This window comes from Serratia sp. LTN-2 (genome assembly GCF_059740205.1).
This window is the reverse complement of the sequence record NZ_JCAXDO010000015.1, coordinates 1-17831: the sequence shown is the minus strand read 5'-3', so window position 1 is coordinate 17831 and position 17831 is coordinate 1. Positions and strand designations below refer to the sequence as shown.

The window sequence follows — 17831 nt, the reverse complement described above, 5'->3', positions numbered from 1 at the left end:
TTACTCGCTGGCCGGGAGTTGCGATGGAAGATCAATATCCTGCACGACGCCGGGGTGCTCAAGCGGCAACAGGTGTACCGCTGCGCCTTGCAGCAGCCCACGCGCGCCATTATCGCCGTGCAGTTGGCAAAGTTGTTTGCGCAATAGGGCGGAAAAGCCGACCGGGTGACCGGGCTGTTGCGCATAGCTGGGGCGCACGATCGCGTGTTGCCGTAAGGCGTTCGCCACCTGCCGAAAGACATCGGCGCTGACGAACGGCATATCCGCCAGGTGGATCAACCAGCCTTGCCAGTGCGACGTGGCCGCAACGCCCGCGGCGATCGAGTCGCCGAGGCCCGCGCTGGCGAGCAGGGTGACCGGCACCTGGTTGGCGGCGCAGGCTGCCAGTACCGGCAGATTATCCGGCCGGGTCACGACCTGTACCGGCAGGCCGGAGGCCAGCGCCTGGCATAGGGTGTGCTCGAACAGCGAACGCCGCTCGCCCGCCGCATCGGCAAATCCTGCGTTTAACTTGTTGCCCTGGCCGCCGGCCTGAATAAATCGCTCCCCGCGTCCGGCGGCGGTAATGACAATGCCCGTAGTCATGGTTGAGGCCCGCGTTTGCGCAAATTATTTATTAGCATACAAACCATAAGTGTTTTGCAAATGTTTTTTTGTTGAAAACAGCCTGTTAATCATCACATAATTTTAGTTATAAGCATATGCTTATGACGTCTACGGCAAGGTCGTCAGCGTTTGCGCAACAACACCGCGAACAAAAACCAATTACAAGAAAGACGTGAAGGACTTATTTATGAGCAATTTCAACCCGTCGCGGCGCCGCTTTATCAAAAGCGCCGTGATTGCGGGGGTATCCGTGTACCTCGCGCCTTTGTACAGCCGCGCCTACGCCGCGCTGTTCGAGCAAAAAATCCTCCAGTCGCCCAACTGGGATCCGCAGACCAAGCGCGTGCGTTTCCGCATCGACGGCCGCGCCAAGGTTATGGGGCAGAAGGTGTTCGCACGCGATATCCGCGCGGTGGACATGCCGCACTGGCCGCAGAAACAGGCACACGCCTTTATTCTGCGCGTCACCCAAGCCGACCGGCTGTTCGAAGGGGTCGATCTGTCGCTGCTGGGGGACGATCTACAGCCGGATCGCCTGGTGACGGCGGAAGATCTGGCGCGCGACGGCCTGGCTTTCCCGGCGTTCTACGGTGATGACATGCTGCTGCCGAGCGGCAAAACCCCGGCCTATCTTGGCCAGGCGGTGGCAATCCTGATCTATCACGACTTCGCCCGTTTCCGTTTCGCCAAGGACAAGCTGAAATTCCGTGAAGAGACCATCAAATACGGCGCGGTGACCGGCCCGCTGGAGCGCGATCCCTGGGGCAGCTTCCGCTATGTGCGGGTGGGCGGGGAGCAGCCGTTCGACGACGATCGCTTCTCCAGCCTGAAAGACACGCCGATTTTCCCGGTGTCGATGAAAAAACACCTGCCGGTATGGCCGGAAGGGCGCGAGGGCGGCAAGCTGGATCAGGAAGGCATGCGCTATGCGGGCCTGATCGCCGACGAGCTGGCGAATCCGCCGGCCGATTGGCTGGTGATGTCGCGCCGTTACACCACGCAGTCCATCGACACCTCGGCGCTGGAGCCGGACAACGCCAACGGCTGGTTTGACGCACAGACGCAAACGCTGCATCTGGTGGTGCCGACCCAGTCGCCGCAGGAAGTGGCCGACGAAATGCCGCGCATGCTGGCCAAACGCAACCCGCCAGTGAAACAGCTGATCCTGCACCCGTGCTACACCGTGGGCTACGGTTCGAAAGATCACTACAACTTCCCGTATTACGGCGCGGTGGCGGCGATGTACGGCGACGGCCATCCGGTGCGCCTGGCCAACGACCGCTTCGAACAGTTCCAGACGGCGCTGAAGCGTCACGCGTTCGACATGAACTACCGCATCGCGGTGAACCGTCAGACCGGCGTCATGCAGTCGTTCCTCGGTGACATGACCGCGGACGGCGGCGGCCGCAGCAACTTTACCCCTTCGGTGGTGATGGTCGGCGCGACCGCCGCCCAGTCGATTTACTACTTCCCGAAAAGCGATCTGTCGTCGGTCGGATTAGCTTCACGCGCCATCGACGCCGGTTCGGCGCGTGGTTACGGCACGCTGCAGAGCATGGCCGCCACCGAGATGATGGTGGATGAACTGGCCGCCGAGCTGAAGATCGACCCTATCGAGTTTCGCCTGCGCAACGTGCTGAAATCCGGTATGAAAAACACCCAGGGGGCGATCCCGGCCGGTGCGATCCGCGCCGATGAAGTGCTGGAGAAGGCGGCGAAGCATGAGATGTGGCTCAAGCGCGCCGAACGTAAGGCCGAGTTTGAGAGCCGTCATCCCGGCAAGCGCTATGGCGTTGGTTTCGGCTGCGTGCAGAAAGATTTCGGCACCGGGGCGGAAACTTCGTTCGCCCGGGTGGAGCTGAGCGAAGATGGCCGCATCACCCTGCATCACAGCGGCGCGGAGATGGGCACCGGCATGTCGACCTCGCAGTCGGTGCTGTGCGCCCAGTGGCTGAGCAAACCGGCCGACGAAGCGCACTTCTCGGTCACCGACTGGTCGGTGCTACCGATGGTCACCAGCGGCGATCCTTACCTGATGTCGCAGGAAGAGCAGGACAAGCTGCAAACCAACCCTAACTGGACGCCGAGCTACTGTTCGCCGTCCAGCGCCAGCAACTCGGCCTATTACTTCTCACACAGCACCCGCGAAGCGGCGCGCCTGATCTTCGATCACGGCCTGTGGCCGGCGGCGATGGCGCTGTGGCAGGCCGGTATCGGCGGCGGCCAGGCGGCGCCGTTGGTGGTGCGGCGCGAAGATGCGCGTTGGGTCGAAGGCGGCCTGACGGCGGCGGGTATGTCGGTGCTGAGCCTCGAACTGCTGGCCAAGACGGCTTATAAGATGGGCGGCGTCACCGGTGCGGCGGTGCACGTCTTCAACCGCTGGCAGTGGGCGGAGGCCGATTTCACGCTGAACGGCAAAAGCGAACGCCTGCCGGTCGACGGCATGGCGCTGCGCAACGCCGGCGGCGAATTCAAACCGCTGGCGCGCGGGCAGGTCTACTACCCGCCGACCCAGCGCAACAATGCGGCGGTGACCTACTACAGCGCCGTCGGCACGCTGGCGGAAGTGGCGGTGGATATCGCCACCGGCCAGGTGGAACTGCTGAATCACCATTCGATCATGGAGTGCGGCAACCTGATCGTGCCGGAACTGGTTTCCGGCCAGCTGCAGGGCGGGCTGGCGATGGGCATCGGCCACGCGCTGCACGAATATTTACCGCTGTACGAAGACGGCCCGGGCAACGGCACCTGGAACTTCAACCGTTACCACCTGCCGCGCGCCAGCGACGTGGCGGTGTGGAAACAGAGCGGCGACATCCTGCCGGCGCTGTCGGAAACCGATCCGCCGAAAGGCATGGCGGAGGTGGTGATGATCCCGATCGTGGCCGCGCTGGTCAACGCCATCGCCGACGCCACCGGCCACCGTTTCCGTGATTTGCCCGTTCGTGCAGAAAATATTCGTGAGGTATTACAATGAGCATTAAAACCCAGCCGATCTCCCTGACCATCAACGAGAAACCGTACGGCCCGATCGAGGTGCCGGAAGGCTTGATGATGATCGATTTCCTGCACGAGTATCTCGATCTGACCGGTTCGCGCCTCGGCTGCGGGCAGGGCATTTGCCACGCCTGCGTGGCGATCGTCGATCACCCGAGCGGCACCAGCGAAGAGGTGCGTACCTGCATCACCGGTGCGCATTTCTTCAACGGCAAGAAAGTGCGCACCGTCGAGGGCCACGCCAAGGTGGACGAACAGGGCGAGGTGGTTGAGCTGTCGCCGATCCAGCAGGCGTTTCTGGAGCACTACAGCTTCCAGTGCGGCTACTGCACGCCGGGCTTCGTCAATGCCGCCACCATTTTCGTAGAAAAGCTCAAGCGTGAGCCGATTGCCCGCGATCAGCTGGAAAACGCCATCGAGCAGGCGCTGGACAGCCATATCTGCCGCTGCACCGGCTACGTGCGTTACTACGAAGCGGTGCGCGACGTGGTGCTGAAAACGCCGGGGCTGCTGAAGGAGACGGCACAATGAAAAAACGTCTCGCAGGGTTGATTTTGCTGGTGGCAATCGTGGTGATTGCGCTGTTGTGGTGGCGGGAAAACCGCCGTTACGACGGCCCGGTGCAGCAGGTGACCGCCAGCGCCGAACAGATCGCCCGCGGCCGCTATCTGGCGCAGGCCGCCGACTGCGCCGCCTGTCATACCGCCAGCGGCGGGGCGCCGTTGGCCGGCGGCTATCCGCTGGACACGCCGTTCGGCACGATTTACGGCAGCAACCTGACGCCGTCGGCCGATCACGGCATCGGGCGCTGGAGCAAGGACGACTTCTTCCTGGCGCTGACGCAGGGCGTGGCGCCGGGCGGGCGGCACCTGTACCCGGCGATGCCTTACACCTCGTACAAGGGCATTTCGCGTCAGGACGCCGATGACATCTATGCTTACCTGATGACGCGTCCGGCGGTAGACGTGGCCATTCCGGCCAACGAGATGCCGTTCCCGTTCAACCAGCGCATGGCGCTGATCGGCTGGAATCTGCTGTTCCGTAGCCAGGATCCGCTGCCGGCCAGTTCGCAGGGCAGCTCGCCGCAATGGCAGCGCGGCCGCTATCTGGCCGATGTGCTGGGCCACTGTGGTGAATGCCACACGCCACGCGGCGCGCTGGGGCAGATGGATCTCGACAAGCCGATGCAGGGCGGCGATCTCGGCCGCTTCATGGCGCCGGACATTACGCCGCATGGCCTGGCGCAGCGCGGCTGGACGCCGCAGGACGTCAGCCGCTTCCTCAGCACCGGCCTTGCGCCGCAGGGGTCGGCCTTCAGTGAGATGCATATGGTGGTGGATCTCAGCACCCGTCATTTGACGCCGCAAGACCATCAGGCGCTGGCGCTGTATCTGATGGGCGAGCAGCCGCCGGCGGCGGTGCCGGTGAAAATGGGGCAGGGCAGCGATACCGGGCGCATGACCTATCTGGATCAGTGCGCCGGCTGCCATGCGCGCGAAGGCGAAGGCAAACCGCACGTCGCACCGGCGATGCGCGATAACGCCACGCTGCGCCAGGCGGACGGCAAGAACCTGATCGTGTCGGTGCTGGACGGCCTGCCGGCCCAGCAGTTCCCGAACGGTGAAAGCATGCAGAGCATGCCGGGCTTCGGTGAGCGGCTGAGCGATGCCGACGTGGCGGAATTGGTAAACTACCTGCGGGTGACCTGGGGCGGTTTGCCGGCGGACGTTACCGCCGAGCAGGTGAAAGCGCTGCGCAAGTAAGCGGCGTTCAGGCGAAAAAAATGGCCCGCATCTGCGGGCCGTTTTATTTATTGCGCGGTCATGGGATTCAACGGCTGGTGACGCCGTCGACGCGTTGGCTGCGTTGTTTGATGGCGTAACCGACGGCCAGGATCGCCACCCACACCGGGATCAGCAGCACCGAGATTTGAATGCCCGGCGTCAGATACATGATCACCAGGATGCCGGCCATGAACAGCAGGCACAGGTAGTTGCTGAACGGGTACCAGAACGCTTTGAACTTCGGCACCACGCCTTCGCGATTTTTGGCGGCACGGAATTTCAGGTGCGCCAGGCTTATCATCGCCCAGTTGATCACCAGCGCCGACACTACCAGCGCCATCAGCAGTTCGAAGGCGCGGCCCGGGATCAGGTAGTTAATCAGCACGCACAGCGCGGTGGCGAGGGCGGAAATGCCGATGGCCACCACCGGCACGCCGCGGCCATCGACCTTCAGCAGGCTTTTCGGCCCGTTGCCCTGCTGCGCCAGGCCGTACAGCATGCGGCTGTTGCAGTAGACGCAGCTGTTGTAGACCGACAGCGCGGCGGTGAGCACCACGATGTTCAGCACGGTCGCCACCAGGTTACTGTTCAGCGCGTGGAAGATCAGCACGAACGGGCTGCCGCCTTCGACCACTTTGCCCCACGGGTACAGCGACAGCAGAATGGCCAATGAACCGATATAGAAGATCAGGATGCGGTAGATCACCTGATTGGTGGCTTTCGGGATGCTCTTTTGCGGGTTGTCGGCTTCGGCGGCGGTGATGCCGACCAGCTCGAGGCCGCCGAAGGAGAACATGATCACCGCCATCGCCATCACCAGGCCCATGATGCCGTTCGGGAAGAACCCGCCTTGCGCCCACAGGTTGGTGACGGTGGCTTCCGGGCCGCCCAGGCCGCTGAACAGCAGGTAGGCGCCGAACACGATCATGCCGATAATCGCCACCACCTTGATGATGGCGAACCAGAACTCCATCTCGCCGTAAACTTTGACGTTGGCCAGGTTAATGGCGTTGATCGCCAGGAAGAACACCGCGGCGGAAACCCAGGTGGGGATCTCCGGCCACCAGTACTGTACGTAGATGCCGACCGCGGTCAGCTCCGCCATCGCCACCAGGACATACAGCACCCAGTAGTTCCAGCCGGAGGCGAAGCCGGCGAAGTTGCCCCAGTATTTGTAGGCGAAGTGGCTGAAGGAACCGGCGACCGGCTCTTCCACCACCATTTCCCCCAGCTGGCGCATGATCAGAAACGCGATGAAGCCACCGATGGCGTAGCCGAGAAGCACTGACGGGCCGGCCATTTTTATTGTTTGAGCGATACCGAGAAATAATCCGGTGCCGATTGCGCCACCTAAGGCGATGAGCTGAATATGGCGGTTTTTCAGGCCGCGTTTCAGCTGGTCACCATGCTGTTGACCATCCATCAATCTAACCCTCTGTCGTTGTGAATGCCCACATGCCTGTAAAGCAGTGGTTACGATGTGTGTTTTGTTTTATTTACGGCGTTATATCTATTAATTCCACGGCGCCGCTACCGTTTGGCAGAGAATAATGTTATGTGCGTCGGTTTGCACCTGCTTTGTCGTGTGAGTGATTAAGATTGCAGCAGTTTAGGAAACAAAATGCGGGTTGTGTGACGGCGGGGGGGATTCAGTGCATGAAATAAGCAACAAATCACATAATGCGCAAAAATAACGTAGATCTGTGCGGTGGGCTGCGTTCAAATAATGAACAAACCAGCGCCGTATTGTTCGCCAAATAGTCATTCATCAAAGCGTAATAACCATGCAATAAAACTCGGGCAAAAAGTTTGCACTCTTCCTTGCGTAAGGTTTGGTAAAAGTTAAATCCATAACCCGTCGCGTAAATGGTAATACCATCACGGCGTTACCGGTTTGCAGCGGGGTTTTCAGCGGGGTGTTAAAATGTGCGGGTAACCTGATTTCGATCAAGGCCCGTATGGACAGGAGGTGAATACTTTGTTACTTTACCGTCACGTTTTTGAAATTGGTATTACCAATTGACTCCGCGCCATTCGCAGAGAAGAATTCACTCATGGCCTACAGCAAAATCCGCCAACCCAAGTTGTCAGATGTTATCGAGCAACAGCTCGAATATCTGATCCTCGAGGGGACACTGCGCCCAGGCGAAAAACTGCCTCCGGAGCGCGAGCTGGCGAAACAGTTTGATGTCTCCCGTCCTTCTCTGAGAGAGGCCATTCAGCGCCTGGAAGCGAAAGGGCTGCTCCTGCGCCGTCAGGGCGGCGGCACCTTCGTGCAAACTAATCTGTGGCAGAGCTTCAGCGATCCGCTGGCCGAGCTGCTGGCCGACCATCCCGAATCACAGTTCGATCTGCTGGAAACCCGTCACGCGCTGGAAGGCATCGCCGCCTATTACGCGGCGCTGCGCGGCACCGATGAAGATCTGGCGCGCATCCGCGATTGCCACATTGTGATTCAGCAGGCTCAGGACAGCGGCGATCTCGACGCCGAAGCCGATGCGGTCATGCAGTATCAAATCGCCGTGACCGAAGCCGCCCACAACGTTGTGTTACTTCACCTGCTACGCTGCATGGGGCCGATGCTGGAACAGAACGTGCGTCAGAACTTTGAATTGCTCTACTCGCGCCGTGAGATGTTGGCAAAAGTGAGCAGCCACCGCGCCGGAATTTTTGAGGCGATTGTGGCACGCGAGCCGGAAAAGGCCCGTGAAGCCTCGCATCGCCACTTGGCGTTTATCGAGGAAATCTTGCTGGATCTCAGCCGGGAGCATACCCGACGCGAGAGATCGCTACGGCGTCTCCAGCAACGCAAGGATTAAGAGCTGTCCTCTTCAGGGTACACCAGCCTGCGGGGGTTAAGTTCGAGGTACTTAGTTAAGTACTTAAGCGGCAACTAAACTGATGGGCCTGTCTTCGTGTGTTTTTTCACAGAGCACAGGAAGACAGGCTCCAAACAAACCATTAGACAGATAAGGAATACCACCATGTCAGAACGTTTAAACAATGACGTGGATCCGATCGAAACCCGCGACTGGCTGCAGGCGATCGAATCGGTCATCCGTGAAGAGGGTGTTGAGCGAGCTCAGTTTCTGATTGATCAGGTATTGGGAGAAGCCCGCAAAGGCGGCGTTAACGTTGCGGCCGGTGCTGCAGCGCACAACTACGTCAACACCATCGCGGTCGAAGACGAACCGGCTTACCCGGGCAACCTGGATCTGGAGCGCCGCATTCGTTCAGCGATCCGTTGGAACGCGGTCATGACCGTTCTGCGCGCATCCAAAAAAGACCTGGAGCTGGGCGGCCACATGGCTTCCTTCCAGTCTTCCGCGACCTTCTATGAAGTCTGCTTTAACCACTTCTTCCGCGCACGCAACGAGAAAGACGGCGGCGACCTGGTGTACTTCCAGGGCCACATCTCTCCGGGCGTTTACGCGCGTGCCTTCCTTGAAGGCCGCCTGACCGAAGAACAAATGAACAACTTCCGTCAGGAAGTGCACGGCAACGGCCTGTCGTCTTACCCGCATCCTAAGCTGATGCCGGAATTCTGGCAGTTCCCGACCGTTTCCATGGGCCTGGGCCCAATCAGCGCCATCTATCAGGCGAAGTTCCTGAAATACCTGGAACACCGTGGCCTGAAAGACACCTCTGATCAAACCGTTTACGCCTTCCTGGGCGACGGCGAGATGGATGAGCCGGAATCCAAAGGCGCTATCACCATCGCGACCCGCGAGAAGCTGGACAACCTGGTGTTCGTTATCAACTGCAACCTGCAGCGTCTGGACGGCCCGGTCACCGGTAACGGCAAGATCATCAACGAACTGGAAGGCATCTTCTCCGGCGCAGGCTGGCAGGTGCTGAAAGTGATCTGGGGCGGCCGTTGGGACGAGCTGCTGCGTAAAGACACCAGCGGTAAACTGGTTCAGCTGATGAACGAGACCCTGGACGGCGACTACCAGACCTTCAAATCCAAAGACGGCGCTTACGTGCGCGAGCACTTCTTCGGCCGTTACCCGGAAACCGCTGCGCTGGTCAAAGACATGACCGACGACGAAATCTGGGCGCTGAACCGTGGTGGTCACGATCCGAAGAAAATCTTCGCTGCACTGAAAAAAGCGCAGGACACCAAAGGCAAACCGACCGTTATCCTGGCCCACACCATCAAAGGTTACGGCATGGGTGAAACCGCGGAAGGTAAAAACATCGCTCACCAGGTGAAGAAAATGAACATGGAAGGGGTTCACCACTTCCGCGATCGTTTCAACGTGCCGGTTGCCGATGCTGACATCGAAAAACTGCCGTACATCACCTTCGAGAAAGATTCCGAAGAGTACAAATACCTGCACGAACGTCGCCAGGCGCTGAAAGGCTACGTGCCGACTCGTCTGCCGGAGTTCACCCAGAAGCTGGAAATGCCGGCGCTGGAAGATTTCAGCTCGCTGCTGGAAGAGCAGAACAAAGAGATCTCCACCACTATCGCCTTCGTGCGTGCCCTGAACGTGATGCTGAAGAACAAGTCGATCAAAGATCGCCTGGTGCCAATCATCGCTGACGAAGCGCGTACCTTCGGTATGGAAGGTCTGTTCCGTCAGATCGGTATCTACAGCCCGAACGGCCAGCAGTACACTCCGCAGGACCGTGAGCAGGTTGCTTACTACAAAGAAGACGAGAAAGGCCAAATCCTGCAGGAAGGCATCAACGAACTGGGCGCAGCTTCTTCCTGGCTGGCCGCAGCGACTTCCTACAGCACCAACGATCTGCCGATGATTCCGTTCTACATCTACTACTCGATGTTCGGTTTCCAACGTATCGGCGACCTGTGCTGGGCAGCGGGCGACCAACAGGCGCGCGGCTTCCTGATCGGCGGGACGTCGGGCCGTACTACCCTGAACGGCGAAGGTCTGCAGCACGAAGATGGCCACAGCCACATTCAGTCTCTGACCATCCCTAACTGCATCTCTTACGATCCGGCTTACGCGTACGAAGTAGCGGTAATCATGCACGACGGTCTGGTGCGCATGTATGGCGACAACCCAGAAAACGTGTACTACTACCTGACCACGCTGAACGAAAACTACCACATGCCTGCGATGCCGCAGGGTGCGGAAGAGGGTATCCGCAAGGGTATCTACAAGCTGGAAACGCTGGAAGGCAGCAAAGGCAAGGTACAGCTGCTGGGCTCCGGCGCCATCCTGCGCCACGTGCGTGAAGCTGCGCAGATCCTGGCGAAGGACTACGGCGTGGGTTCCGACACCTACAGCGTGACCTCGTTCACCGAACTGGCGCGCGACGGCCAGGACTGCGAGCGTTGGAACATGCTGCACCCAACCGAAACGCCACGCGTGCCTTACATCGCTCAGGTGATGAGCGACGCGCCGGCGGTAGCCTCTACCGACTACATGAAACTGTTCGCCGAGCAGGTTCGTACTTATGTGCCGGCCAGCGATTATCGCGTACTGGGCACCGACGGCTTCGGTCGTTCGGACAGCCGCGAAAACCTGCGTCACCACTTCGAAGTCGATGCGTCTTACGTGGTGGTTGCTGCTCTGGGCGAACTGGCTAAACGCGGTGAGATCGAAGCTTCTGTGGTTGCTGATGCAATCAAGAAATTCAACATCAACCCAGAAAAAGTTAACCCGCGTCTGGCCTAAGAGGTACTGAATAATGTCTATCGAAATCAACGTACCGGACATCGGTGCAGATGAAGTCGAAATCACCGAGATTCTGGTGAAGGTCGGCGATAAAGTTGAAGCGGAACAATCGCTGATCACCGTGGAGGGCGACAAGGCTTCCATGGAAGTGCCATCCCCGCAGGCGGGCGTGGTGAAAGAGATCAAAGTGGCGGTCGGCGATAAAACTGAAACCGGCAAACTGATCATGATCTTCGAAGCGGCAGGCGCAGCGGAAGCTGCACCGGCGGCGAAAGCGGAAGAAAAACCGGCGGCGGCAGCAGCTGCCCCGGCTGCCGCTGCGGCCAAAGACGTTGCCGTGCCGGACATCGGCGCCGACGAAGTTGAAGTGACCGAGATCCTGGTGAAAGTGGGCGACAAGGTGGAAGCCGAGCAGTCCCTGATCACCGTTGAAGGCGACAAGGCTTCTATGGAAGTCCCTGCGCCGTTCGCGGGCACCGTGAAAGAGATCAAGATCGCGACCGGCGACAAAGTGAAAACCGGCTCCCTGATCATGGTGTTCGAAGTGGCCGGCGCCGCATCCGCTGCGGCCCCGGCTGCGGCGCAAGCTCCTGCCGCCGCTGCAGCGCCAGCGGCCTCTGCGGCCAAAGACGTCGCCGTGCCGGATATCGGCGGCGACGAAGTCGAAGTGACCGAAGTGATGGTTAAGGTAGGCGACAAGGTTGCCGCCGAGCAGTCTCTGATCACCGTGGAAGGCGACAAGGCTTCTATGGAAGTGCCTGCGCCGTTCGCGGGTACCGTGAAAGAGATCAAGATCGCGACCGGCGACAAAGTGAAAACCGGCTCCCTGATCATGGTGTTCGAAGTGGAAGGCGCTGCGCCAGCCGCTGCCGCCGCTCCAGCTGCTAAAGCGGAAGCTGCGCCGGCTCCGGCCGCCGCTAAAGCCGCCGCACCGGCTGCGAAAGCTGACGACAAGGGCGAGTTCGCCGAGAACGCGGCCTACGTGCACGCGACCCCGGTCATTCGTCGTCTGGCGCGTGAGTTCGGCGTTAACCTGGCGAAAGTGAAAGGCACCGGTCGTAAAGGCCGCATCCTGCGCGAAGACGTTCAGACTTACGTGAAAGACGCGGTGAAACGCGCCGAAGCGGCCCCGGCTGCTGCCGGCGGCGGTCTGCCGGGCATGCTGCCATGGCCGAAAGTGGACTTCAGCAAGTTCGGCGAGATCGAAGAAGTCGAAATGGGCCGCATCCAGAAAATCTCTGGCGCGAACCTGAGCCGCAACTGGGTGATGATCCCGCACGTGACTCACTTCGACAAAACCGACATCACCGATCTGGAAGCGTTCCGCAAGCAGCAGAACGAAGAAGCGGCCAAGCGCAAGCTGGACGTGAAGTTCACGCCTGTCGTGTTCATCATGAAAGCCGTCGCTGCCGCTCTGGAGCAGATGCCGCGCTTCAACAGCTCGCTGTCCGAAGATGGCCAGAAGCTGACGCTGAAGAAATACATCAACATCGGCGTGGCGGTAGATACCCCGAACGGCCTGGTGGTTCCGGTGTTCAAGGACGTGAACAAGAAGAGCATCACCGAGCTGTCTCGCGAACTGATGGCCATCTCCAAGAAAGCGCGCGACGGCAAGCTGACCGCGGGCGAGATGCAGGGCGGTTGCTTCACCATCTCCAGCCTGGGCGGTATTGGGACGACTCACTTCGCGCCGATCGTCAACGCGCCGGAAGTGGCAATCCTGGGCGTCTCCAAGTCTGCGATGGAGCCGGTCTGGAACGGTAAAGAGTTCATGCCGCGCCTGATGATGCCGATGTCGCTGTCCTTCGACCACCGCGTTATCGACGGTGCCGATGGTGCGCGCTTCATCACCATCATCAACAACATGTTGTCCGACATTCGCCGTCTGGTGATGTAATGCAAAAGGGGCGCAGCATGCTGCGCCCCTGACGATTCTGTAGCAGTTTTGTCGGATTTTGCATTACTCGACAAAATTGTTGAGACACGGGTCACTCGAACACGCTTTGCAGATTATTAACAATTCTGTAAACTGCTCGCGGTGTAAGCGTCCCGGTGGATGAAGGGCGTTATGAGATCGATTAGCAATAAAAATGACGTCTGACCCGCCGGACAATCAATTAAGAGGTCATGATGAGTACTGAAATTAAAACTCAGGTCGTGGTACTTGGGGCGGGCCCGGCAGGTTACTCTGCAGCCTTTCGTTGCGCTGACTTAGGTCTTGAAACCGTTCTGGTTGAACGTTATTCCACTCTGGGCGGGGTTTGCCTGAACGTGGGATGTATCCCTTCCAAAGCACTGCTGCACGTTGCCAAAGTGATCGAAGAAGCCAAAGCGCTGGCCGAACACGGCATCGTTTTCGGCGAGCCGAAAACTGACATCGACAAAGTGCGCGTCTGGAAAGAAAAAGTCATCACTCAGCTGACCGGCGGTCTGGCTGGCATGGCGAAAGGCCGTAAAGTGAAAGTGGTCAACGGCCTGGGCAAGTTCACCGGCGCTAACACCCTGGTTGTGGAAGGCGAAAACGGCCCAACCACCATCAACTTCGACAACGCCATCATCGCTGCAGGTTCTCGTCCGATCCAACTGCCATTCATTCCTCATGAAGATCCACGCGTGTGGGATTCTACTGATGCGCTGGAACTGAAAACCGTCCCAGAGCGTCTGCTGGTTATGGGCGGCGGCATCATCGGCCTGGAAATGGGCACCGTATACCATGCGCTGGGTTCACAGATCGACGTGGTTGAAATGTTCGATCAGGTTATCCCGGCTGCAGATAAAGACGTGGTGAAAGTCTTCACCAAGCGCATCAGCAAGCAGTTCAACCTGATGCTGGAAACCAAAGTGACCGCGGTAGAAGCCAAAGAAGACGGCATCTACGTCACGATGGAAGGTAAAAAAGCGCCGGCAGAACCACAGCGTTACGACGCGGTGCTGGTGGCGATCGGCCGCGTGCCGAACGGCAAACTGCTGGATGCCGGCAAAGCCGGTGTTGAAGTTGACGAGCGTGGCTTCATCAACGTCGACAAACAGCTGCGCACCAACGTGCCGCACATCTTCGCTATCGGCGACATCGTCGGTCAGCCGATGCTGGCGCACAAAGGCGTGCACGAAGGCCACGTTGCCGCGGAAGTCATCGCCGGCATGAAGCACTACTTCGACCCGAAAGTGATCCCATCCATCGCTTACACCGAGCCGGAAGTGGCATGGGTGGGTCTGACCGAGAAAGAAGCGAAAGAGAAAGGCATCAGCTACGAAACCTCCACCTTCCCGTGGGCGGCTTCCGGCCGTGCGATCGCTTCCGACTGTGCAGACGGCATGACCAAACTGATCTTCGACAAAGAAACTCACCGCATCATCGGTGGCGCGATTGTCGGCACCAACGGCGGCGAGCTGCTGGGTGAAATCGGTCTGGCTATCGAGATGGGCTGCGACGCGGAAGACATCGCGCTGACCATCCACGCTCACCCGACCCTGCACGAATCCGTGGGTCTGGCGGCGGAAATCTATGAAGGCAGCATCACCGACCTGCCTAACCCGAAAGCCAAGAAGAAGTAATTCTGCTGGCTTGACCGGTTAACAAGCGGCTCCTGAAAAGGGGCCGTTTTTTTTTTGCTCAGATTCAGGGAGCGGTTTTTTTGTGGCCGCTGCGCCAAATTCCGATCCCCATGCTTATATCCATTCTAACTCTATGGATATAATGCCCTGCTAGTCCGGCAGCCGATTACGCTGCGCTCAACGATTCAGCAAAGATTTAATGTTGCTTTTATGTGAACGAATTAACAACCGTTTCAAATCCTGATATGCTGGCTGAGCGGAACCGGGCACTGTACCTTACAGTCCAGGACATCGACAGCAGTGCCCCGTCAGGATAGATGGCATCAATATCGCCGTGCGCTCTACCCATCAGTCTTTCATGCTGCAACGCTGTTTGACCGTGCTTGTTTACCCCAATCACCGTTTCGGGGACTTTACGGGCCGATCGCCTAGCCACAGTGTGAAACCCAAGGGTATAAACCCGGTTTGCATATACGCCAGGCACAATAAATGACAATGAGAGCGAGGAGAACGTCGTGCTAGAAGAATACCGTAAGCACGTAGCCGAGCGTGCTGCTGAGGGCATCGCCCCTAAGCCGCTAGACGCCACCCAAATGGCCGCGCTGGTCGAACTACTGAAGAATCCGCCAAAAGGCGAAGAAGAATTCCTGTTAGACCTGCTGATTAACCGTGTTCCACCGGGCGTCGATGAAGCCGCCTACGTCAAAGCAGGTTTCCTGGCGGCCATCGCCAAAGGTGAAGCGACATCCCCCCTGGTTACCCCCGAGAAAGCGATTGAACTGTTAGGCACCATGCAAGGTGGCTATAACATTCATCCGCTGATTGAAGCGCTGGACAACGAAAAGCTGGCGCCGATCGCCGCCAAAGCGCTGTCCCACACGCTGCTGATGTTCGACAACTTCTACGATGTGGAAGAGAAGGCGAAGGCCGGCAATCCGCACGCCAAGCAGATCATGCAGTCCTGGGCAGACGCCGAATGGTACCTGTCGCGCCCTGAACTGGCGGAAAAGATCACCGTCACCGTGTTCAAAGTCACCGGCGAAACCAACACCGACGACCTTTCTCCGGCGCCGGACGCCTGGTCGCGCCCTGACATCCCGCTGCACGCGCTGGCGATGCTGAAAAACGAACGTGAAGGCATCGTGCCGGATCAGCCGGGCAGCGTTGGCCCGATCAAACAGATCGAGCTGCTGAACAAGAAAGGCTTCCCGCTGGCCTACGTCGGCGACGTGGTCGGCACCGGTTCTTCCCGTAAATCCGCCACCAACTCCGTGCTGTGGTTTATGGGCGACGACATCCCGCACGTGCCGAACAAGCGCGGCGGCGGCGTGGTGCTGGGCGGCAAGATTGCGCCAATCTTCTTCAATACCATGGAAGATGCCGGCGCATTGCCGATCGAAGTGGACGTGTCCGAGCTGAACATGGGCGACGTGATCGACGTTTACCCGTACAAAGGTGAAGTGCGCAACCACGAGACCGGCGCGCTGATCGCCAACTTCGAGCTGAAAACCGACGTGCTGCTGGATGAAGTGCGCGCCGGCGGCCGCATCCCGCTGATCATCGGTCGCGGCCTGACCACCAAGGCGCGCGAAGCGCTGGGCCTGCCGCACAGCGACGTGTTCCGCATCGCCAAACCGGTTGCCGCCAGCAGCAAAGGCTTCTCGCTGGCGCAGAAAATGGTGGGCCGCGCCTGCGGCGTCGCCGGCATTCGCCCTGGCGAATACTGCGAACCGAAGATGACCTCCGTCGGTTCTCAGGACACCACTGGCCCGATGACCCGCGATGAGCTGAAAGACCTGGCCTGCCTCGGTTTCTCCGCCGATCTGGTCATGCAGTCGTTCTGCCATACCGCCGCGTACCCGAAACCGGTTGATGTGACCACGCACCACACGCTGCCTGACTTCATCATGAACCGTGGCGGCGTCTCGCTGCGTCCGGGCGACGGCGTGATCCACTCCTGGCTGAACCGCATGCTGCTGCCTGACACCGTCGGCACCGGCGGCGATTCCCACACCCGTTTCCCGATCGGCATTTCCTTCCCGGCCGGTTCCGGCCTGGTGGCGTTTGCCGCCGCGACCGGCGTCATGCCGCTGGATATGCCTGAGTCGGTGCTGGTGCGCTTCAAAGGCAAAATGCAGCCGGGCATCACCCTGCGCGATCTGGTGCATGCCATCCCTTACTACGCGATCCAGCAGGGTCTGCTGACCGTCGAGAAGAAGGGCAAGAAAAACATCTTCTCCGGCCGCATTCTGGAGATCGAAGGCCTGCCGGATCTGAAGGTCGAGCAGGCGTTTGAGCTGACCGATGCGTCCGCCGAACGTTCCGCCGCCGGTTGTACCATCAAGCTGGACAAGGCGCCGATCGAAGAGTACCTGAACTCCAACATCGTGCTGCTGAAGTGGATGATCTCCGAAGGCTACGGCGATCGCCGTACGCTGGAGCGCCGTATTCAGGGCATGGAGAAATGGCTGGCGGATCCACAGTTGCTGGAAGGCGATGCGGATGCTGAATATGCGGCGGTGATCGACATCGATCTGAACGAGATCAAAGAGCCGATCCTGTGTGCGCCGAACGATCCTGACGATGCACGCCTGCTGTCCGACGTGGCCAACAGCAAAATCGATGAAGTGTTCATCGGTTCTTGCATGACCAACATCGGCCACTTCCGCGCTGCCGGCAAGCTGCTGGATCAGCACAAGGGGCAGTTGCCGACCCGTCTGTGGGTGGCGCCGCCAACCAAGATGGACGCGGCTCAGCTGACCGAAGAGGGCTATTACAGCGTCTTCGGCAAGAGCGGCGCGCGTATCGAGATCCCGGGCTGCTCGCTGTGCATGGGCAACCAGGCGCGCGTAGCGGACGGCGCGACGGTGGTTTCCACCTCGACCCGTAACTTCCCGAACCGTCTGGGCACCGGCGCCAACGTCTATCTGGCCTCTGCCGAACTGGCTGCGGTTGCGTCCCTGCTGGGCCGCCTGCCGACGCCGGACGAGTACCAGACCTATATGGCGCAGGTTGACAAGACGGCGGCGGATACCTACCGCTACCTGAACTTTGACCAACTGGGGCAGTACACCGAAAAAGCCGACGGCGTGATCTTCCAAACCGCGGTTTAATTCGGATTGGCATTAAATCAAACGATGGGGCCCATTAAGGGCCCCATTTTTTTTGTGCACAGAAAACCCCCAGCTAGGCTGGGGGTTCAGTAAAGCTTTCAGCTTTGGGCCAGTTATAAAAACCCCTT

General features: G+C 59.4%; 10 protein-coding genes. 8 read left to right on the top strand and 2 right to left on the bottom strand.

Annotation, left to right across the window (positions count from 1 at the left end; genetic code table 11):
* Entirely contained in the window at window positions 1-585 is a 585-nt protein-coding gene (locus AC6BYQ_RS22025; RefSeq protein WP_063919687.1) for a nucleotidyltransferase family protein, read from the bottom strand.
* Between the two features lie 208 nt (window positions 586-793).
* Here AC6BYQ_RS22025 and AC6BYQ_RS22020 point away from each other — a divergent pair, with 208 nt between their 5' ends.
* The 3 genes from AC6BYQ_RS22020 to AC6BYQ_RS22010 are packed head-to-tail and all read left to right on the top strand — an operon-like array spanning window position 794 to window position 5366.
* Window positions 794-3583 carry a xanthine dehydrogenase family protein molybdopterin-binding subunit gene (locus AC6BYQ_RS22020; protein WP_498057528.1) on the top strand — a complete coding sequence of 930 codons (2790 nt, stop codon included), beginning with the start codon at window positions 794-796 and terminating at the stop codon, window positions 3581-3583.
* Window positions 3580-4134, top strand: coding sequence for a (2Fe-2S)-binding protein (locus AC6BYQ_RS22015; RefSeq protein ID WP_063919685.1), 555 nt, complete (start codon window positions 3580-3582; stop codon window positions 4132-4134). The genes AC6BYQ_RS22020 and AC6BYQ_RS22015 overlap by 4 nt, the downstream gene beginning before the upstream one ends.
* Complete coding sequence (locus AC6BYQ_RS22010; protein WP_498057527.1) at window positions 4131-5366, top strand: c-type cytochrome; 1236 nt, start codon at window positions 4131-4133, stop codon at window positions 5364-5366. The genes AC6BYQ_RS22015 and AC6BYQ_RS22010 overlap by 4 nt, the downstream gene beginning before the upstream one ends.
* 67 nt (window positions 5367-5433) lie before the next feature.
* Here the strand turns inward: AC6BYQ_RS22010 and AC6BYQ_RS22005 are convergent, their stop codons facing one another.
* On the bottom strand, window positions 5434-6810 hold the full coding sequence (locus tag AC6BYQ_RS22005) for an amino acid permease (RefSeq protein WP_019456078.1): 1377 nt from the start codon (window positions 6808-6810) through the stop codon (window positions 5434-5436).
* Window positions 6811-7441: 631 nt separating this feature from the next.
* Here AC6BYQ_RS22005 and pdhR point away from each other — a divergent pair.
* The 5 genes from pdhR (at window position 7442) to acnB (ending at window position 17703) form a co-directional block, all read left to right on the top strand.
* Complete coding sequence (gene pdhR / locus AC6BYQ_RS22000) at window positions 7442-8206, top strand: pyruvate dehydrogenase complex transcriptional repressor PdhR (RefSeq protein ID WP_004937490.1); 765 nt, start codon at window positions 7442-7444, stop codon at window positions 8204-8206.
* A gap of 165 nt (window positions 8207-8371) precedes the next feature.
* Window positions 8372-11035 carry a pyruvate dehydrogenase (acetyl-transferring), homodimeric type gene (gene aceE, locus AC6BYQ_RS21995; protein ID WP_063919683.1) on the top strand — a complete coding sequence of 888 codons (2664 nt, stop codon included), beginning with the start codon at window positions 8372-8374 and terminating at the stop codon, window positions 11033-11035.
* Window positions 11036-11048: 13 nt separating this feature from the next.
* A complete protein-coding gene (gene aceF, locus AC6BYQ_RS21990; RefSeq protein WP_019456076.1) occupies window positions 11049-12932 on the top strand; it encodes a pyruvate dehydrogenase complex dihydrolipoyllysine-residue acetyltransferase in 1884 nt (627 codons plus the stop codon).
* Between the two features lie 233 nt (window positions 12933-13165).
* Window positions 13166-14590, top strand: a complete 1425-nt coding sequence (lpdA, locus tag AC6BYQ_RS21985) for a dihydrolipoyl dehydrogenase (protein WP_004937500.1) — start codon at window positions 13166-13168, stop codon at window positions 14588-14590.
* Window positions 14591-15105: 515 nt separating this feature from the next.
* Window positions 15106-17703: a bifunctional aconitate hydratase 2/2-methylisocitrate dehydratase gene (acnB, locus tag AC6BYQ_RS21980; RefSeq protein ID WP_004937504.1), complete on the top strand. Its 2598-nt coding sequence runs from the start codon at window positions 15106-15108 to the stop codon at window positions 17701-17703.
* Window positions 17704-17831 lie beyond the last annotated feature (128 nt).